Raw genomic sequence first — 18,953 nt, 5'->3', positions numbered from 1 at the left:
GTTCGTGAGTACCACGGACCGCGCGAGCGCCGAGTCGAGTAGATCCGGCCCGGCGACCGCGCGTACGCGCGCCGGTCGCCAGCAGCGCATCGTGGAGATCCTGTCCGGGCACGCGGTGCGCAGCCAGACAGAGCTGGCCGCGCTGCTGGCCGAGGCCGGTATCGAGACCACCCAGGCGACGTTGTCGCGGGATCTGGACGAGCTCGGCGCGGTGAAGCTACGGGCCGCCGACGGCGGCGCGGGGGTCTATGTCGTCCCCGAGGACGGCAGTCCGGTGCGCGGGGTCACCGGCGGCACCGACCGGTTGTCCAAGCTGCTCGGCGACCTGCTCGTGTCCACCGACCACAGCGGCAATATCGCGGTCCTGCGCACGCCGCCGGGCGCGGCGCACTTCCTGGCCAGCGCGCTCGATCGCGCCTCGCTGCCGGAGATCGTCGGCACCATCGCCGGGGACGACACCATCGCCGTGATCGCCCGCGAACCGCTCACCGGTGCGGAACTGGCGGCCAAGATCGAACAGTGGGCCTGAACCGGTTGCGCCGGTGCGACATTCGCATCAGTCCGGCAGTACCTGTCCGCGGGTCTCGGGGGCAAGCCCGACCAGGCCGATGCCGATCAGGAAGACGATCGCGGTCGCGCTCAGCGGGATGGCCAGCGACCCGCTCGCGTGGATGCCGTAGCCGATGAGGAATGTTCCCGCGGCGGCGAACCAGCGCGACAGCGTGGTGGTGAACGCGAATGCGGTGGCGCGCATCCGGGTCGGATACTGTTCGGGCAGCCAGATGGTGAAGATCGCGAAATTGGCCCCGCCGAGCCCGAGCACCGGCAGGAAGACGAAGGTCAGCACGATCGAATGCGCCGGATAGGCGATCCCGTAGACCCCGACCGCGCCGATGGCCATCAGTACGAACAGTCCGGCCAGGGTGGCGCGTCGCCCGAATCGGTCCGCCAGACGCGGAATCACCACGCAGCCCACGATCGTGAACGCGGCCACCGTCATCGAGGAGATCCCGGCCAGCCGCACCGTCGCGGAGGATCCGTATCCCGCGTGGTGCGCCAGATCGGTGATGGCGGTGGGCACGTAGGTCGATCCGGCCCACAGCCCGATCACGCAGACCACCAGCAGTGCGAGATTGCCCAGGGTCCGGGCCCGATAGGGCGGGGTCAGCACGTCGATGACCGGCTGCCAGAAGGATTTTCGCTCCTGTTCGGCCGAATTCTGTTGCCAGCGTTCCGGTTCGGGTGTGGTGCGGCGAATGATGAAGACCGCCAGCGCCGGAATTCCGCCGATCAGGAACATCCCTCGCCAGCCCAGTTGCGGCCCGGCCGCGAGATACAGCGCCGAGACGATCAGCACGCCGACATACGCCGCGGAATGCATCAGGCCGCCGAATCGCGCACGCACGCGTTCGGGTAGTACTTCGGCCAGAAGCGTTCCCGCCATGGCCCATTCGCCGCCGACGCCGACCGCGGCGAGGAATCGGAAGGCGTTCCACTCCCACAGTTCGGTGGCCAGGCCCGCCAGTGCGGTGAACACGCCGTACATCGCGATGGACGCCGTCATCGCGGGCATCCGGCCGAAGCGGTCGGCGATCGGCCCCCAGATCACCGAACAACCCCAGCCGAGCAGGAACAGCGCTGCGCTGATCTGGCCGTACCAGCCGATATTCGCGGAGGTCGCGGCGATGCCGGCGCGCGGCAGCAGTTCGGTCATCGTGGGTGCGAGTACCAAACCGAATACGGTCCAGTTGAAACCGTCCATCGCCCAACCGCCGAACGAGCCCCAGAACGCGCGGCGTTGTACCGAGGTCAGCGGGGTTGCCGGGGCTTTGCGGGAGGCGGCCTGTGCGGGATCGTCGTCGATCGTCACGGTGTAACTCGTTTCCAGGTGCTGCCGCACCGCGGTCCGCCGCGGTGATGTGATCGTTCACACACTAACCGGAGGCATCCGGATTCCGCAGGACTCCGGACGAGGCGATACCGGCCGGAGTCACCGCGTGCCCGCTGCGGCGGTCTCTCGAACGTGAAATCCGTTACCTGCGGTACCAATTGAATGCTCGGCCGGTCGGCGATAGTGTATGCGGACGCATGAATCACGTGCGGTTGTCGACGATGTGGAGGCCCTGACTCGTGCGCATTACGGTATTCGGGGCGGGTGGAATCGGACTGTACTTCGCCGGGATGCTGGCGCGCGCCGGTCATCAGGTGACGGTGGTCGGGCGGCAGGAGACCGTGGAGGCCGCGGCGGCAGGGCCGCTGCTGGTTTCGCGTGCGGGAGAAGAGAGTTCGATACCCGACGTCCAGGTGGTCACCGAGTTGCGGCCCGGTGGTGATCCGGCGGACCTGGTGATCGTCGCGGTGAAGGCGTGGCAGGTTCGCGACGTCGCCGAGGCACTGGAACCCGTCGTCGGCCCGGAGACCACGATCCTGCCATTGCAGAACGGGGTCGAGGCCGCGAGTGATCTGGCCGCGGTGCTGGGCGCCGAGCGCGTCCTGGGCTGTACCTGCGTGGTGATCGCCGAACGTGTCGAACCCTGGTCGGTGCGTTGCCTGGGCGCGCATGCCGCGGTGGAAATCGGTGCGCTGATACCGGATTCGGCCGAACGCGTCGAAGCGGTGGTCGAGGCGCTGACTCCGGCCGGTATCACGGTGACCCGCACGAACGACATCGAAGCCACGCTGTGGCGCAAGCTGATGCTGATCTCCTCCTACGGCGGGGTCGGTGCGCTGGCACGCCAGCCGGTCGGAGTCGTGTCCACCGAACCCGAGACCGTCGCGCTGGTGCGCGCGGCGATGGTCGAGGTGCTCGAGGTGGCCCGTGCCCGGGGGATCGCGCTGGATCAGGACGACGTCGATCGGATGATGAAGGTCTACGCGGGTTTCGGTCCCGAGACCACCGCATCGATGCAGCGTGATCTGGCCGCCGGCCGTCCGTCGGAACTGCACTACCAGAGTGGCGCGGTCGTCCGGTTCGGCCGGGCCGCGGGTGTCGCCACGCCGATCCACCAGACCATCTACGCCTCGCAGTTGCCCTCGGAGACATCCGTTCGCGAGCATTAGAGCTGGATTTTCGGCCTCCGCTTCGCTCCGGCGGTTCGCGGCCCCCGAAGTCTCGCCGTTCGGCCCCGTGTCGGGTACTCGTTCCTCGCACCCGCCACGCGTCCGAACGGCGAGACGGGCCGCGAACTCTGGAGTTGGCGTTGCACGGGGAGTCGGAGCGAGGTAATGAGTACCGCGTAGCGAGCACCAAGGAGGAAACTGTGCGGCGTGTGATCGGTGTGGTTGTTGGTGTGGTGCTGTGCCTGCTCGGGGCGCTGTGGATCGGGCAGGGGACCGGCAACGTCCAGGGCTCGCCGATGACCGGCCACTCCCAGTGGACGTACCTGGGTGCGGTTCTCATCGTGGTCGGAGTCGTGGCGATCGTCTCCGCGGTGTATCGACGCCGAAAGCGCTGACCCGCGCGGACGCGCAGTGGCCCGGTGGCCGGTTCGGCCGCCGGACGACGGTGAATGCTAGGCGAGCGGGTACTGCCCCGGCGGAACCCCGCCGCCACCGCCGCCGCCGTTCATGCCCGAATTCAACAGGTCCCCGATGATCTGTATGACGGCCTGTCCCAGGGACAGCACGTCCCCACCGATCAACTCGAAGAAACTCCCGATTCCCGAAAACATCTGGACCGCCCTTCTGCCGCCCGGACCGCTGGTCTCTCCAGGCTCGCACACGCGTCCGGTCACCGCGGCAATCTCGTTGGGACGCATCGGGATTTGCGGCGAATTGTCCGGATCGGCCGGAGTGTCGCCGACCGTGTCGGCATCCTGTCGCCTGTTTCACTCCCCCCGGATATGAATGGGCTTGCATCGTCATGCATAATCATTTGTGCGTGGTGCGGGCCGCCTGGGGAGTGGGGTGGGAGCGCCGCGGGCGCACAGACTTGGATACGCACGAATTACTCGAGGAGTTACAGACATGGCCGATCGCGTCGTACTCGCCTACTCCGGCGGGCTGGACACCTCCGTTGCCATCAGCTGGATCGGCAAGGAGACCGGGGCCGAGGTCGTCGCGGTCGCGATCGACCTGGGGCAGGGCGGCGAGGATATGAACGTCGTGCGCCAGCGCGCGCTGGACTGCGGCGCCGTCGAGGCGGTCGTGGTGGACGCGCGCGACGAGTTCGCCGACGACTACTGCCTGCCCACCGTGCAGGCCAACGCCCTCTACCAGGGGGAATACCCGCTGGTCTCGGCGATCAGCCGCCCGCTGATCGTCAAGCACCTGGTCGAGGCCGCGAAGTTCCACGGCGCGAGCACCGTCGCGCACGGCTGCACCGGTAAGGGCAACGACCAGGTCCGCTTCGAGGTCGGCATCGGCGCCCTGGCCCCCGATCTGAACGTCATCGCCCCGGTCCGCGACTACGCCTGGACCCGGGAGAAGGCCATCGCCTTCGCCGAGGAGAACAAGCTCCCGATCAACGTCACCAAGAAGTCGCCGTTCTCCATCGATCAGAACGTCTGGGGTCGCGCGGTCGAGACCGGCTTCCTCGAGGATCTGTGGAACGCCCCGACCAAGGACGTCTACGACTACACCGTCGATCCGACCATCAACTTCGAGGCCCCCGACGAGCTGGTCGTCAGCTTCGACAAGGGTGTGCCAGTGGCCATCGACGGCCGCCAGGTCACCGTGCTCGAGGCGATCGTGGAGCTGAACCGGCGCGCGGGCCGCCAGGGCGTGGGCCGCCTCGACATGGTCGAGGACCGGCTGGTCGGCATCAAGAGCCGCGAGATCTACGAGGCGCCGGGCGCGATCGCGCTGATCACCGCGCATCAGGCGCTGGAGAACGTCACCCTGGAGCGCGAGCTGGGCCGGTACAAGCGGCAGGTCGAGCAGCGCTGGGGCGAGTTGGCCTACGACGGCCTGTGGTACTCGCCGCTCAAGCGGGCCCTGGACGCGTTCGTGCGCGACACCCAGGAGCACGTCACCGGCGATATCCGCATGGTGCTGCACGGCGGCAACGTCGTGGTGAACGGCCGCCGCAGCGAGGAGTCGCTGTACGACTTCAACCTGGCCACCTACGACGAGGGCGATTCCTTCGACCAGTCGCTGGCCAAGGGGTTCGTGCAGATCCACGGCCTGTCCTCCAAGGTCGCCGCACGTCGGGATCTGTTCAAGAAGTAACGACTCGGCCCCGGCGGCGTCCCCAGGAAGCAGGAGTAGCCTGCGATCGGCCGGGTGATCTTGCCCGGCCATCGCGCGAGGCGGAATTCGTGTGTCGCGACGGTGACCGGCCACGGACGCGTGTCCGCCGCCGGGTGTCGCGCCCGCGAGGCGGTTTTCGCGCGAAAGGGTTGGCCGACAGGAGGATCCGATGCGTACCGACGACGACAGCTGGGACATCACCGAGAGCGTGGGCGCGACCGCCGTCGGCGTCGCGGCGATGCGTGCCAGGGAGACCGCGCGTGCCGACGCGCTGTTTCGGGACCCCTATGCCGCCCAGCTGGTCGAGGCGGTCGGGTCCGGGTGGGACAAGATCATCCGCGCGCAGGTGGACACCGAGCCCGAGCACAGCCGGTTGTACGGTCCGTTGAACGCCATGATGACCGCCCGCACGGTGTACATCGACGAGTACTTCGGCGCGGCGAGCGCGACCGGTATCCGGCAGATCGTCATCCTGGCGGCGGGTCTGGACGCGCGCGCCTATCGACTTGAATGGGCTTCGGGCACAGTGCTTTTCGAGTTGGATCAACCGAAGGTTCTGGAGTTCAAGGCAACCGCGCTCGCGGCGGAGCAGCCCGCCGTGGATCGTCGCGCGGTGGCGATCGACCTGCGTCAGGACTGGCCGAAAGCGTTGCGTGACAGCGGCTTCGATCCTGCGCGCCCCACTGCCTGGCTGGCCGAGGGGTTGCTGCGTTACCTGCCCGGGGAGGCGCAGGACCGGCTGTTCGACAACATCGCCGAACTCAGTGCTCCGGGCAGCACCATCGCCCTGAACATGGGACAGGGGCAGCGGACGCTGGACCCCGAGATCCGCGCCGCGCGGGAGAAGATGATGGCGCAGGTCGGGATTCGGCTCGACGTGGAGAACCTCTGGTATTCCTCGGAAGACCGCACCGACCCTCGCGACTGGTTCGCCGAGCACGGCTGGACGGTCAGCGCCTCCGATCCGGTCGCGGTACTGACCGAGCGTGGTCGCAAGGTGCCCGACGAGGTGCGCGAGATTTTGCAGAACCACATCCTGATGACGGCCGTGCGCCCCTGAGCGCCACGGCACCGACGACCGCGATGCGCGGGTGAGGAGAGCACGACCGATGACCGATGGTGGCAGCACCAACGAAGGGGCGCTGTGGGGTGGGCGGTTCGCATCCGGCCCCGCCGCGGCCATGGCGGCGCTGAGCAAGTCGACCCAATTCGACTGGGTGCTGGCACCTTACGACGTGCGCGCGTCGAAAGCGCATGCGCGCGTGCTGCACAAGGCCGGTCTGCTGTCCGCCGACGATCTGACCGCGATGCTGGCGGGGCTGGATCGCCTTGCCGCGGACGTGGATTCGGGCGCGTTCGCCCCCGCCGAGGCCGACGAGGACGTGCACGGCGCGCTCGAGCGCGGGCTCATCGAACGAGTCGGCGCCGAACTCGGCGGACGCCTGCGCGCGGGACGTTCCCGCAACGATCAGGTGGCCACGTTGTTCCGGATGTGGTTGCGCGATGCGGTCCGTCGCGTCGCGGCCGGGGTGGTGGACGTGGTCGACGCGCTGGTCGCGCAGGCCGCCGCGCATCCGGAGGCGGTCATGCCCGGCAAGACCCACCTGCAGGCCGCGCAGCCGGTGCTGCTGGCGCATCACCTGCTCGCGCACGCTCATCCGCTGCTACGCGATATCGATCGGCTGCGCGATTTCGACAAGCGCGCCGCGATCTCCCCGTACGGTTCGGGCGCACTGGCGGGTTCCTCGCTGGGCCTGGATCCCGAGGCGATCGCCGCCGACCTGGATTTCGATGCGGCCGCGGCCAATTCGATCGATGCCACCTCCTCGCGTGATTTCGCCGCCGAGGCCGCCTTCGTCCTGGCCATGACCGCGGTGGATCTGTCCCGGATGGCCGAGGAGATCATCCTGTGGAGCACACCGGAATTCGGCTACATCACCCTGGCCGACGCCTGGTCCACCGGATCATCGATCATGCCGCAGAAGAAGAATCCGGACGTCTCCGAGCTGACCAGGGGTAAGGCGGGGCGGCTGATCGGCAATCTGACCGGTCTGCTGGCCACGCTCAAGGCGCAACCGCTGGCGTACAACCGGGATCTGCAGGAGGACAAGGAACCCCTGTTCGATTCGGTGGCCCAGCTGGAGCTGCTGCTGCCGGCCATCGCCGGTCTGGTGTCCACGTTGACCTTCCACACCGACCGGATGGCCGAATTGGCTCCCGCCGGCTACACCCTCGCCACCGATATCGCCGAATGGCTTGTCCGCCAGGGTGTTCCGTTCCGTGTCGCGCACGAGGCGGCCGGCGCCTGCGTGCGGGCCGCAGAGTCCCGCGGTGTGGGCCTGGACGAGCTCACCGACGCCGAATTCGCAGCCGTGGACCCGTCGCTGACGCCGCAGGTCCGCGAGGTGCTCACCGTCGAGGGTTCGATCGCCTCCCGCAACGCCCGCGGCGGAACCGCCGGAGTCCGGGTCGCCGAGCAACTCGACGAGGTTCGCCGGTCCGCCACCGAGGCCCGTACCTGGTTGGGCTGAGGCTCGGGTGTCGTCGGTTCCGCTGAGTGGAAGGTTCCCCGCTGCAGGCTCGATCAGTGAGGCTCGCGGGGCGCGACAGGCAGCGCTCGACGTACTGTGGCTGTGACGAAGGGAGCAGCCGTGGTTGTCGAGCTGTGTGTCGGCCGGGGCGCCGGGGTATGACGAATTCTGCTGTCGCCGATCGGATTCGCGGCAACATGGCCGGATTCACCCGGATCGCCGCCACGGGTGGGCGCGCCGCGGCCGTGGTGATCTGCGTCGTGGACGATCCCGACGAGCCGCACGCACTGCTGATCCGGCGGGCGTATCGCGGGATGAACAGTGGTCAGTGGGCATTTCCCGGCGGCAAGATCGAGCCCGGTGAGGGCGCTGTGGCAGCCGGGCTGCGGGAGGTCCGGGAGGAGATCGGCCTGGACCTGGCCGAGTCCGATGTGGTCGGTGTGCTGGATGATTTCGTCACCGACTCCGGATTCGTGATGACCCCGTTCATCGCGGTGACTGCCGCGCCCGCGCTGCTGGATCCCAACCCCGACGAGGTCGATTCGGTTCATGAGGTCACCCTGGAACGCCTGGTCGGCGATGATCTGCCGGGCTGGACGACGACCCCGGCCGGGGTGCGGCTGCTGAATATGCCGCTGCGCGAGCGGATGCGGATCCACGCCCCCACCGGTGCGATCCTCTACCAGTTCCGCGAGGTGGCCCTGCTGGGTCGGCACACCCGCGTCCGTGATCTGCATCAGCCCGAATTCACCCGCGAATGAGGGTTTTTCATGCCTGACTACCGGGGTCCCTGCCGGATCACCGTCACCTCGGTCGAGGCCCTGTGGCCGCAACGCGTAGCGGTCCGGGTCGGCGACCAGAGCCACACCTACGCGGCCGTGCTCCCGGGTACGCCGGGTGCGTCCTGCGGGATCGACGAGGAGAGTTGGGAGTTACTGCTACAGCATTGGGCCGATGGCTCGTGGCGGTCGAATATTCGCCTCATCGTCGATGATTGGATCACCGACGGCAATGTCGAGCGTCAGGTGATTCACAGCAAGGATCACGACTGGCCGGAGGACCGCGACGAACGCAATCTCGTGGTCACCCTGGAACGCGATATCGAGGTCGACCGGAGCCGCGACCGCGACCGGGACCGCCCGACGGCCGCCCCCCGCGCCTCGGCCACCGTATCCGATCAGCGATCGCCGCAACAGTATTCGTCCCCCCTGCGCGCGGCGTCGGCCACCCACCGCGCGAGCCCGCGGCACACCGGCCCGGTCGTGCGCCCGACCCGTTCCGACCCGGCCGCCGGAACCGGTACGTGAGGCGCGGATCCGAAGCGGTCGAAATTCACTCGCCGATGATCCCGGATATTCTCCGCCAATGACGTTTCTGCTGCTAGCGCTCGCGATCGTGTCCGAGGTCTCGGCGACGGTATCGCTCAAACTCTCCGAGGGCTTCACCCGCCTGGTGCCCTCGATCGTCGTCGTCATCGGATACCTGGCCGCCTTCTTCTTCCTCTCCCAGGCCCTCAAACGCGGCATGTCCATCGCCGTCGCCTACGGCATCTGGTCCGCCATAGGCGTCGCAGCAGTAGCCGCCATCGGCGCAATGTTCCTCCGCGAAACCCTGAGCCTGATCCAACTGGGCGGAATAGCCCTGGTAATCCTCGGCGTCCTGGCCCTGGAACTGGGCCGCGCCAACTGACCCGCCCTGTGCTGGAACGGATTGCGGAGGCGTTGGGGTGCGGTTGAGTGTCGAGTTTCGGCCGTTGCGGGAGGCCGGGTAGGTTTCGGTCGGTCGTGCGACGGAATCTTCGTGATTCGGGCGTTGGGTGGGGGTGGTGAGCGTTAACATCGGGCGGACGGGCCGGGTGGCCGGTCGGTCGATGTCGACGAGGTGATCGCCATGCCTTCCGTGGTGCTGGAGGCCGAGGGGCTGGTCAAACGCTATGGGGGCGTGGAGGCGTTGCGCGGGGCCAACTTTCAGGTGCGGGCGGGGGAGGTCGTCGCACTGATCGGGGACAACGGGGCGGGGAAATCCACGCTGGTGAAATGCCTTTCGGGTGCGGAGCAGCCCGACGGCGGGCGCATTCTGCTCGACGGTGAGCCGGTGCGGATGGGATCGCCGGTCGAGGCACGCCGGTTGGGGGTGGAGACCGTCTACCAGGATCTCGCCGTCGCTCCCGATCTGGATCCGGCGGCGAATCTGTTCCTGGGGCGCGAGCTGTTCCGTCGCGGGATTCGCGGGCGGATCGGGATGCTCGATCGCAGGACCATGAAAACGCAGGCAGCCGAACACTTTCGGCGTCTCGGGGTGACCCTGCCCCGGGACGACGTGCCGATCGGGGCGCTCTCGGGGGGCCAGCGGCAGACCGTCGCGGTGGCGCGGGCGGTGATGTGGGCCAGCAAGGTGGTGTTCATGGACGAGCCGACCGCCGCACTGGGCGTCGTGCAGCGCGAACGCGTGCTCGAGGTCATCGGCCGGGTGCGTGATCAGGGCATCGCGGTCGTGCTGATCAGTCACAACATGCCCGAGGTGCTGTCGGTCGCCGACCGGATCGAGGTGCTGCGGCTGGGCCGCCGTGTGGCGCGGTTCGACTCCGAGGCCACCCTCGAACAACTGGTCGGCGCGATGACCGGGGCACTGAACACCGAGGACGCGCCATGACGAGTGAAACCGCGGAGCTTCCCGAACGCAAACTGTGGCAGCGCATTTCGGGTGTCAGCACGGTGTGGATCGGTCTGGTGCTGATCGTGCTGTACGTGGCGTTCAGCATCGCCCGGCCCGATGCGTTTCCCACCCGATTCACCTTGCAGACCCTGCTGATCGAGACCTCGGTGCTGCTGGTGCTCTCGATCGGGATGACCTTCGTGATCATCACCGCGGGCATCGACCTGTCGGTCGGCATGGTGCTGATCTTCTCCGGAGTCCTGGGTTCGAAGACCATGGAGTGGCTCAGTCCGAGGCAGGACGCGAGCCATGCCGGCTGGGGAATCATCGCGGCCGGATTCGTGATCTCCCTTGCCGGGGGCGCACTCTGGGGTCTGATCAACGGGGTTCTGGTGGCGCGAGCCAAGATTCCGCCACTCATCGTCACCCTCGGTTCCTTCGGCGCGGCCCTCGGCGCCGCCCAGCTCGTCACCGGCGGCGTGGACACTCGCACCGTGCCCGAGAATCTGCGCGACTCACTGGGTTTCGGCACCCTGCTCGGCGGCGTGCCGGATCTGGTGCTGGTCGCGCTCGTGGTCACGCTGTTCGGCGCGTGGTTGCTGCACACCACCCGATTCGGCCGCTACACCTACGCGATCGGCTCCAATGCCGAGGCCGCGCGACGTTCGGGCATCGGCGTCACGCGGCATCTGATCCTGGTGTACCTGATGACCGGATTGCTCTCCGGGCTGGCCGGATTCATGAACCTCGCCTACTTCGGCACCACCACGATCGCGGGGCACGGCACCGACAACCTGGACGCCATCGCCGGTGTTGTCATCGGCGGCACCAGCCTGTTCGGCGGGACCGGAACGATAGTCGGCACCGTGATCGGCGTATTCATTCCGTCGGTGCTGCGCAAGGGATTCGTCATCGCCGGAGTTCCGGTGTTCTGGCAGCCGATCGCCGTGAGCATCGTCCTGGTGGCCGCCGTCTGGTTCGACCAGTTGCGTCGAAAGGCGCGGGATCGCAAGTAACACAGGATGAATGAAGGTGAGGGCGGAGATGAGAACCGTGCGACGGGCCGCCGTACTGGCTGGCGTGATGGTGACGGCGGCGGCGGTGCTGGCCGGATGTGGCGGCAAGGTCGGTGATTCCGGTGGCGCCGACGCCAAGAAACTCGTGCTTATTCCGGGTGTGGCCAACGAGCCGTTCTACATCTCGATGCAGTGCGGCGCGCAGACCGAGGCGAAGAAACTGGGATATTCGCTGAACACCCAGGCCCCCACCCAATTCGACGCCTCGCTGCAGACGCCGATCGTCACCGGTGTCATCGCCACCAAACCCGGCGCGATCCTGATCGCACCGACCCATGCCACGGCGATGGCCGCCCCGATCGAACAGGCGAAGAATGCCGGGATCAAGATCGTCGAGGTGGACACCGCCCTGGACGACACCTCGATCGCGGTCTCCTCGATCTCCTCGGACAACGTCAAGGGCGGTCAGCTGGCCGCGCAGACGCTCGCGAAACTGGTGGGGGACAAGGGATCCATGCTGGTGATCAACACCAAGGCGGGCACCTCCACGACCGATCAACGCGCGCAGGGCTTCGCCGACGAGCTGAAGAACCATCCCGGGATGACTGCACTGGGCGTGCAGTACAACAACAACGACGCCGCCCAGGCCGCCTCGATCGTGACCGCCACCTTGGCCGCGCATCCGGATCTGGCCGGAATCTTCGCTACGAACCTGAGTTCGGCCGAGGGCGCCGCGACCGGCCTGCGCAATGCGGGCAAACTCGGGCAGGTGAAGATCGTCGGCTTCGATGCCAGCCCGCAGCAGGTGCAGGATCTGCACAACGGCACGATCCAGGCGCTGATCGCCCAGGATCCGGCCACGATCGGCGTCGACGGCGTGGATCAGGCCACCGCCGCCCTCGAGGGCAAACCGGTGACCCGGCACGTCCAGACCGACATGGTGTCCATCACCCAGGCCGATATGGATGCGAACTCGAAGTATTTCTACAAGAGCAAGTGCTGATTCGAGCGGATCTCAATCCTGTACGCGCACAGCGTATCCGGTGCCGGTCAGCGCATCGATCACCTCGTCGCGATGGGCGGGGCCGCGGGTCTCCAGGGTGAGTGAGACCTCGGCCTCGTCCACCGCCAGCCAGGCCCCGGCCCGCGAGTGGGTGATCTCGAAGACGCTCGCGCCGGTCCCGCCGATCGCGGCCAGCAGTCGTCCAAGGCTGCCCGGTCGATCCGAAATCGTCACGCGCAGAACGAGATAACGCCCCGCCGCACCGAGGCCGTGTCCGATCAATCGGGTCAGCAGCAACGGGTCGACATTGCCGCCGGACAGGATCGCGCAGACCGGTCCCGTGATGTCGAGTTCGGCCGGGGGATAGGTCATCATCGCCGCGACCGCCGCCGCGCCCGCGGGTTCGACGATCAGTTTGGCGCGCTCCATACACAGCAGCATCGCCCGGGAGATCGCGTCCTCGTCCACCGTGAGGATCCGCGAAACACGGTCGGCCACATGGGCGAAGGGCACATCACCGGGCCGCCCGACCGCGATGCCGTCGGCCATGGTCGACATCCCGTCCAACGCCACCGGCGCTCCGGCCGCGAGTGAGGCGGGCCAGGCCGCGGCCCGCGCCGCCTGCACGCCCACCACCCGCACGTGCGGAGCCAGGTGCTCGAGTGCGACGGCCACGCCCGCGAGCAGTCCGCCTCCTCCGGTGGGCACGATGACCGTCTGCACGTCGGGCATCTGCTCGAGCAGTTCGAGTCCGACGGTCGCCTGTCCGGCCACGATATCGGGATGATCGAACGGGTGGATCAGCGTCGCACCGGTTTGCTCGGCGAATTCCTCTGCCGCCACGAGGGATTGGTCGACGGTCTCGCCCGCCTGATGAACGGTCGCGCCGTAGGCGCGGGTGGCGGCCAGCTTCGGCAGCGAGGCGCCGATCGGCATGAAGACCGTCGAGTCGATGCCCAGGGTCGACGCCGCCCAGGCCACCCCTTGCGCATGATTACCCGCGCTGGCCGCGACGACTCCGCGTTCGCGTTCGGTCTCGGGCAGATTCGCGATCCGGTTGTACGCGCCGCGCGGTTTGAACGATCCGGTGCGCTGCAGATTCTCACATTTGAGCCGCACCTCGACGCCGGTGCGTTCGGCCAGCACCCGCGCGGCGATCAACGGTGTCCGCCGCACCGCGGGTCCCACCAGCTTCGCCGCCGCCTCGATCCGATCCAACCCGATCCGGTCCATGGCGGTCATGCTGCCAGACGGCGCTGCCGCGGGCGTGCGCATCGATGATGAGGGGAACGGTTTCGCGGGAGCCGCCCCTCCCGCGTTCCGATCTGTTTCGTCCCTCGGAAGATCCGCCCGATATCAGCCGTGCAGGCTGCCCACGGGCGGATGGGTGATCGCCAGGACACCCGGCAACCACGGGGTGTACCGAGCGGGTTCGGATTCGACCGCGGTACGCAGGTCGGCCGGATACAGCCAGGCGTGATCGGCGATCTCCGCCGGATCGGGATCCGGCGGAACACCGTCGAATCGGCCCACCAGAACGTGGTCCCACTCGTGTTCGACCCGGCCGGTCGCCGGATCGGCCGCCTGATACCGGAACACCCCGACCTCGGTCAGCTCGGCCGCGATACCGAGCTCCTCACCGAGCCGTACCGCCGCGGACCCGGTGACCGACTCACCGGGCGCGGGATGTCCGCAGCAGGTGTTCGACCACAACAGCGGGAAGCGGGTCTTGACCGCGGCCCGCTGCTGCAACAGCATCCGCCCTGCCGCATCGAACAGCAGTACCGAGAACGCCCGGTGCAGCCGTCCGGGCGCGGTATGCGCCTGCCCCACCGGGCACGAGCCGGTCGCCCGGCCCTGCTCGTCCACGAGCTCGACGAGCAGGGCCTCACGGTCGATCGGCGGTGCTCCGGCGCTGTCTTCTGGTGCGGCGGTCACCGCCCCACCTTATCGGCGGCGATCAACAGGTACTGGAAGCTGCCCTCCTTGTACGAGGTCAGGAACGGCTTCTCCACGCCGGTGGCCAGCTCGGAATGGGTGCGCAACTCCCAGTACGGAATGGTGGCCGCGGTGAGGTCGGTCACGGCGATCGGCACCAGATTGTTCGCCGCCATCGCCCGGAAGTACTCGCTGCGCGGGTGGATCATGCAGCCGTAGTGCGCGTCGATCCAGCTCACCGCCGCCGACCGGCCGCCGGTCACATCGTTGGAGCAGCCGGTGATGCACACATAGCGCCCGCCCGGTTCCAGCAGCCGCGCGAATTCGCTGAACAGATCCGGCAGCTCGACGTACATATCGGTTTCGTTGGTCCAGATGCCGCGCATGGACCGCGCGTCGAAACCGGTGTCGAGCATGTTGCGGAAGTGGAACTGCACCCGGTCCGCCACCCCGCGCTGCTGGGCCTGCTCATTGGCGAAGCCAACCTGGTACTCGGAGATCGTCACCCCGTCCACCCGGCAGCCGAACCGCTGGTTGGCCATGATGCTGGTGCCGCCGCGGCCCGATCCGCCGTCCATCAGCCGGTCGCCGGGACGCACGTCGCCGAGATTGTCCAGCAGCAGATCCGCCTGGGCGGTCTCGAGCCGATGCAGTTCCCGCACGATCCGGTCCTGGCGGGTGTCCTCCGGGTCCTCCAGGACGGACAGATCCGGCTCGCCGATGCCGTAGTGGTGGTGATAGAGACCGTCGACCTCGCCCAATTTGGTGTTCACGCGATCATCGTTGGGATTGTCGTTCCAGTACGCCGCCACCGAACGCTGGTAGCTGGTCTGCAGTACGCCATCGGTCTGGGGGTCGAGCGTGGTCATGACGAATCAGTCCTCTCGATCGTTGGTGCTGCGGGCAGTACTCATCGCGCCGGATACGCGGCGTCGGGGTGGATCAGGAGATGTCGCTGTACCGGCGGCTGGCCGCATGCCAGGCCCGGCTACCGCCCATCCATGCCCACAGTCCGCTCAGGAAGCGGTGCAGAGCCGGTGAGCCGTTCGCCGCGAGGATCCCGGCCTCGCGTTCGAAACGATGCATCAGCTCGTCGTGCACCGCCGCGGTCTGCAGGATCGCCTCGCGGCGTGTGCAGTGCTGTTCGGCGGCCAGCACGGTCGGCAGATTGAACTCCCGGCCGTCGGACAGATCCTCGCGGGCCATCGAATACAGATCGTTGACCATCTGAGCGGCCAGTGCGGCGGTGGTCACCACCCGCCGCACCCGGGGATCGGCGTATTCGGCGGCTGCGAGTTCGTAGCCGCCGACCGCGTCGATGGGCGCCATACAGGGCAGGAAACTGTGCGGCTGCCGGTTGGCCAGGTACTCCCACACCGGTGGCATCCGGTGTGCGGCACGCCATCCGGCCTCGGCGGTCAGTGCGATGAACCAGCCGCCGATCTCGGTGCGCAACCTCGTCACCTGAGCCGGTGTGGCGAATTGCGCGAGATGGTCGAACGAGGTGCGGAAGGCCCGCAGGATCGGATCGGCCTCCAAGGCCCGTTCGAGCTGTACCTGATATTTCGCCGGTAGATGTACCGGATCCATCACCGCGGCAGCCATTTCCAGCCTCGGGCCGAGTTCGGCCCCCGCGCTCGAGGGGGTGCCGTCGGGTGCGTGGTCGTCGGCGTCCTCCTCACAGTAGTAGTCGTCGACGGACCACTCCGACACCGCGCATTTCGCCACCGCCAGCAGACGATCCGGATCGTCGCAATCCGGATGCGCCAGCATGATGAGCCGTCCGAAATCGGCCTTGCGGAGGTCGTCCAGGCGTCCCTCGTAGAGCCCGATCGACTGGGCCCACAACAGGATTCCCTCGTTGACGGCCTCGGCGAGGGCCGGATCGTCGCGGATCGGGGGTGGACAGTACAGCGCCGGAATCGGCGCTCGTGCCTGCGGTCCGGATTCGGCCGGGGCGCCGGGTGTTTCGTCGTGCCGCTCCGGTGAGACGGTGGTCGAATCCGTGCCCGGGATTCGGGACGAGCGCGAATCGGTTGTGCTATCGGGCAATCCGGATAGCGGGTCGTCGCGTATCGGCAGAACCGGCGATCCCGGTGCACCCACCCGGAAAGCGGGGATGCGGGTCGATGCCGTACCGATTCCGGTAGGCCCGAAGGGGATTCGCGGCCGCGGCCTCGCCGGGGTCCGGTACTCCGGGACCGCTCGCCCATCGGGACGAGCTGCGGATTTCTCTCCGGCAGTGGTCGATTCGCCACCGAGACCGGAGGCCGAGGTGCCGGAGATGAATTCATCCGCCGACGGCGGGGTGAGCAGCAGGCCCGCCGCGCCGAGCCCGTCCGGACCGAGCAGGCGCGCCGGTGTGGTCCCCGTGGTCATCGCGGTCAGTGGGTTCGAATCAGATTGGGGGAGTGCGGTTTCGGGCTTCCCCGACCACGTCGGTGTGGCCGGGGGAGCGTTGTCCAGATTACCGAGCAGAGTCGCGATCACCGCGGCCACCTCGGAGGTGGCCGCAGGAGCCGCGGCGCGTGAGAGCACCGACATGGCAGGACCTTTCGTCAGTCGCTCTGCCGGGCGACCAGGACGTTGTCCAGGATGCCCAGCGCGTCCGGCACCAGGACCGCCGTGGAGTAATAGCAGCTGATCAGGTAGGAGATGATCGACTGATCATCGATGCCCTTGAAGCGGACGTTCAGGCTCGGCTCGTATTCGTCGGGAATTCCGGTCTGGTGCAGGCCGATGACGCCCTGCTCCTTCTCGCCGGTGCGCATGGCCAGGATCGAGGTGGTCTGGTTCTCGCTCACCGGAATCTTGCCGCACGGGTAGATCGGCACGCCGCGCCAGGACGGAACGCGGTGTCCGTTGATCTCCACCGGGTCCGGGTACAGCCCGCGCTTGTTGCATTCGCGGCCGAACGCGGCGATCGCCTTCGGGTGTGCCAGAAAGAGTTTCGTGCTCCGCCGCATGCTCAGCAGCTCGTCCATGTCGTCCGGGGTGGGTGCGCCGTGCTCGGTGTAGATGCGCTGTTTGAGGTCACAGTTGTTGAGCAGACCGAAATCCGGGTTGTTGACCAGATCGCTCTCGCGCCGTTCGTACAGAGCCTCGATGGTCAGCCGCAGCTGCTGCTCGATCTGGTTGTGCGGCTCGTTGAACAGATCCGCGACGCGGCTGTGCACGCGCAGAACGCTTTGGGCCAAACTCAATTCGTATTCCCGCGGCGACGCGTCGAAGTCCACGAACGTGCCCTGCAGCAGCGGCTCGCCCGCGTGGCCCGAGGAGACCTCGATCTCGGCCTCGCCGTGCTTGTTCTGCGCCTTGGCCGGTGTCGCGGCGATCCGGTCGAGCTGTTCACGCAGCGCGGGGATCTCGTCGGTGATCTGGTCCAATGCGGTGCGCGGCAGGGACAGCAGGGTGGTGTGCGTCGCGGTCCGGACGGTCACCGGCCAGATCGCATTGGGGTCGATGAGCATGGCGTCACCGAAATAGTCGCCGTCGGCGAGCATGCCGAGCTTGGTCGTCTCGCCGTAGTCGCCGGTGCCGATCTTGCTGAGTTTGCCGTGCACGACCAGCAGGACCTGGTCCATCGGATTGCCGAATTCGGCCAGGACAGTACCGGGTTCGAGATCTCGCTGTTCGAAACGCTGGGCCAGCGCGCGCAGGACCTCCTCGTCCTCGAAGCCGCGCAGCGGCGGCAGTTCCTGCAGCTCCAGCGGGATGACGCGGGCCTGTCCGCCGTCGATGGCGAACTCCACCTCGCCGTTGCCGAGGGTGTGGGTCAGACGTCGGTTGACCCGGTAGATGCCACCGTGCACCTGCACCCACGGCAGTGCCCGCGTCAGCCAGCGCGAGCTGATGCCCTGCATCTGCGGTTCGGATTTGGTGGTGTGCGCGAGTTGGTGAGCGGCGGTGGTGGACAGGGTTTTACGGACGTGGTTGTCGGTACTTACCGGCAGTTCAATGGTCATGCTGCGGTCCTCACCTCGAGATTGCCACACGACGTTGGGGGCGTTTTGGGTACGGGAGATGCGGCAGGCGACGGATGCCTGCGAAACCGGACACTCGAGCGAATTGAATAGCGCGACAGTGCGATCCAGCACTTCGATGATAGGCGCGGCACGAACGGGATCGTGGCGGAATCGCGGAAGACGACGCGGCAGCAAACAGCCCGTAACGATGCGGCAACGGAGCGCCGAGCGGACCAATCCGAACCGGATTCCATCCGACACGCGGAGTACGGACCGCAATGCCGCCGCCGTGCGTCGCGGCACTCACCGCATCTCCCCGCTGATCCGTATCACCGTGCCCGCCTTGGGAGTTCACATGTCCGCCTGGCTCGACGGCATGCCCTCCGGATCGGATTCCTGATCGTCACCGGCGCCCTGGTGACGATCACCTGTGTCGGCACCGCACTGCTGCGGCCCTTCGTACCGGAGGCGTTCGGCCCGGAACCGAGCCGCAACGAACAGGCCACCACGGCGCCGACCGTCGGCGGCATCTTCCACGGCCTGCTGCTCGGTCTGGTCGTCGCGGCGACCAGACCGAGCAGCCCGAATCGGTCGAATCGACGTACCGCAACGTTCACGACACGCTGCGCCGAATCGAGCCCGCACACCCGGCGTG

General features: G+C 67.6%; 20 protein-coding genes. 13 read left to right on the top strand and 7 right to left on the bottom strand.

The window, feature by feature from the left end; all coding sequences use genetic code 11:
* The first annotated feature begins 4 nt into the window (after positions 1-4).
* On the top strand, positions 5-529 hold the full coding sequence (locus K7711_RS34005; RefSeq protein WP_040821608.1) for an arginine repressor: 525 nt from the start codon (positions 5-7) through the stop codon (positions 527-529).
* Between the two features lie 27 nt (positions 530-556).
* Here K7711_RS34005 and K7711_RS34000 read toward each other — a convergent pair whose 3' ends face one another.
* Positions 557-1,870: an MFS transporter gene (locus K7711_RS34000; RefSeq protein ID WP_222974687.1), complete on the bottom strand. Its 1,314-nt coding sequence runs from the start codon at positions 1,868-1,870 to the stop codon at positions 557-559.
* 266 nt (positions 1,871-2,136) lie between these two features.
* Between K7711_RS34000 and K7711_RS33995 the strand changes: the two genes are divergently transcribed.
* Both K7711_RS33995 and K7711_RS33990 read left to right on the top strand, forming a co-directional pair.
* Positions 2,137-3,060 (top strand): ketopantoate reductase family protein, encoded by a 924-nt coding sequence (locus K7711_RS33995; protein ID WP_222975037.1) that lies wholly within the window; start codon positions 2,137-2,139, stop codon positions 3,058-3,060.
* Between the two features lie 200 nt (positions 3,061-3,260).
* On the top strand, positions 3,261-3,455 hold the full coding sequence (locus K7711_RS33990; protein ID WP_222974685.1) for a hypothetical protein: 195 nt from the start codon (positions 3,261-3,263) through the stop codon (positions 3,453-3,455).
* 57 nt (positions 3,456-3,512) lie between these two features.
* Here the strand turns inward: K7711_RS33990 and K7711_RS33985 are convergent, their stop codons facing one another.
* Entirely contained in the window at positions 3,513-3,671 is a 159-nt protein-coding gene (locus K7711_RS33985; RefSeq protein WP_222974683.1) for a hypothetical protein, read from the bottom strand.
* A gap of 295 nt (positions 3,672-3,966) precedes the next feature.
* Between K7711_RS33985 and K7711_RS33980 the strand changes: the two genes are divergently transcribed.
* The 9 genes from K7711_RS33980 to K7711_RS33940 all read left to right on the top strand — a co-directional run bounded on the left by K7711_RS33980 (position 3,967) and on the right by K7711_RS33940 (position 12,395).
* Complete coding sequence (locus K7711_RS33980) at positions 3,967-5,169, top strand: argininosuccinate synthase (RefSeq protein WP_222974681.1); 1,203 nt, start codon at positions 3,967-3,969, stop codon at positions 5,167-5,169.
* Positions 5,170-5,359: 190 nt separating this feature from the next.
* A complete protein-coding gene (locus K7711_RS33975; RefSeq protein WP_222974679.1) occupies positions 5,360-6,250 on the top strand; it encodes a class I SAM-dependent methyltransferase in 891 nt (296 codons plus the stop codon).
* Positions 6,251-6,299: 49 nt separating this feature from the next.
* Positions 6,300-7,721, top strand: a complete 1,422-nt coding sequence (gene argH, locus K7711_RS33970; RefSeq protein ID WP_222974677.1) for an argininosuccinate lyase — start codon at positions 6,300-6,302, stop codon at positions 7,719-7,721.
* Between the two features lie 158 nt (positions 7,722-7,879).
* Positions 7,880-8,482 carry an NUDIX hydrolase gene (locus K7711_RS33965; protein WP_222974675.1) on the top strand — a complete coding sequence of 201 codons (603 nt, stop codon included), beginning with the start codon at positions 7,880-7,882 and terminating at the stop codon, positions 8,480-8,482.
* A gap of 9 nt (positions 8,483-8,491) precedes the next feature.
* Positions 8,492-9,028, top strand: a complete 537-nt coding sequence (locus tag K7711_RS33960; protein WP_222974674.1) for a hypothetical protein — start codon at positions 8,492-8,494, stop codon at positions 9,026-9,028.
* 58 nt (positions 9,029-9,086) lie between these two features.
* Positions 9,087-9,410, top strand: a complete 324-nt coding sequence (locus tag K7711_RS33955; RefSeq protein ID WP_067892583.1) for a DMT family transporter — start codon at positions 9,087-9,089, stop codon at positions 9,408-9,410.
* A 201-nt stretch (positions 9,411-9,611) separates the two neighbouring features.
* Positions 9,612-10,373, top strand: coding sequence for an ATP-binding cassette domain-containing protein (locus K7711_RS33950; protein WP_222974672.1), 762 nt, complete (start codon positions 9,612-9,614; stop codon positions 10,371-10,373).
* Entirely contained in the window at positions 10,370-11,392 is a 1,023-nt protein-coding gene (locus K7711_RS33945) for an ABC transporter permease (protein WP_222974670.1), read from the top strand. The genes K7711_RS33950 and K7711_RS33945 overlap by 4 nt, the downstream gene beginning before the upstream one ends.
* Before the next feature lie 28 nt (positions 11,393-11,420).
* Positions 11,421-12,395, top strand: coding sequence for an ABC transporter substrate-binding protein (locus K7711_RS33940; RefSeq protein ID WP_222974668.1), 975 nt, complete (start codon positions 11,421-11,423; stop codon positions 12,393-12,395).
* Between the two features lie 12 nt (positions 12,396-12,407).
* On the opposite strand, the gene ilvA is transcribed toward K7711_RS33940, so the two are convergent.
* The 5 genes from ilvA to K7711_RS33915 all read right to left on the bottom strand — a co-directional run bounded on the left by ilvA (position 12,408) and on the right by K7711_RS33915 (position 18,298).
* Complete coding sequence (gene ilvA, locus K7711_RS33935; protein ID WP_222974666.1) at positions 12,408-13,637, bottom strand: threonine ammonia-lyase; 1,230 nt, start codon at positions 13,635-13,637, stop codon at positions 12,408-12,410.
* 114 nt (positions 13,638-13,751) lie between these two features.
* The gene (idi, locus tag K7711_RS33930; protein WP_308015074.1) at positions 13,752-14,333 is read right to left on the bottom strand and encodes an isopentenyl-diphosphate Delta-isomerase; all 582 of its coding nucleotides are present in this window, start codon (positions 14,331-14,333) and stop codon (positions 13,752-13,754) included.
* The gene (locus K7711_RS33925; protein WP_222974663.1) at positions 14,330-15,202 is read right to left on the bottom strand and encodes a geranyl diphosphate 2-C-methyltransferase; all 873 of its coding nucleotides are present in this window, start codon (positions 15,200-15,202) and stop codon (positions 14,330-14,332) included. Before K7711_RS33925 ends, idi begins: the two co-directional genes overlap by 4 nt.
* Positions 15,203-15,275: 73 nt before the next feature.
* Positions 15,276-16,877, bottom strand: a complete 1,602-nt coding sequence (locus K7711_RS33920; RefSeq protein WP_222974662.1) for a family 2 encapsulin nanocompartment cargo protein terpene cyclase — start codon at positions 16,875-16,877, stop codon at positions 15,276-15,278.
* A gap of 14 nt (positions 16,878-16,891) precedes the next feature.
* Positions 16,892-18,298 (bottom strand): family 2B encapsulin nanocompartment shell protein, encoded by a 1,407-nt coding sequence (locus K7711_RS33915; protein ID WP_222974660.1) that lies wholly within the window; start codon positions 18,296-18,298, stop codon positions 16,892-16,894.
* 208 nt (positions 18,299-18,506) lie between these two features.
* On the opposite strand from K7711_RS33915, the gene K7711_RS33910 reads away from it, so the two are divergent.
* Complete coding sequence (locus K7711_RS33910) at positions 18,507-18,698, top strand: hypothetical protein (RefSeq protein WP_222974658.1); 192 nt, start codon at positions 18,507-18,509, stop codon at positions 18,696-18,698.
* Positions 18,699-18,953 lie beyond the last annotated feature (255 nt).

The organism is Nocardia coffeae (assembly GCF_019890715.1).
In the GTDB taxonomy this organism is placed as follows: domain Bacteria; phylum Actinomycetota; class Actinomycetes; order Mycobacteriales; family Mycobacteriaceae; genus Nocardia; species Nocardia jiangxiensis.
The sequence above is the reverse complement of the archived record's forward strand: the minus strand, read 5'-3'. Positions and strand labels throughout refer to the sequence as shown.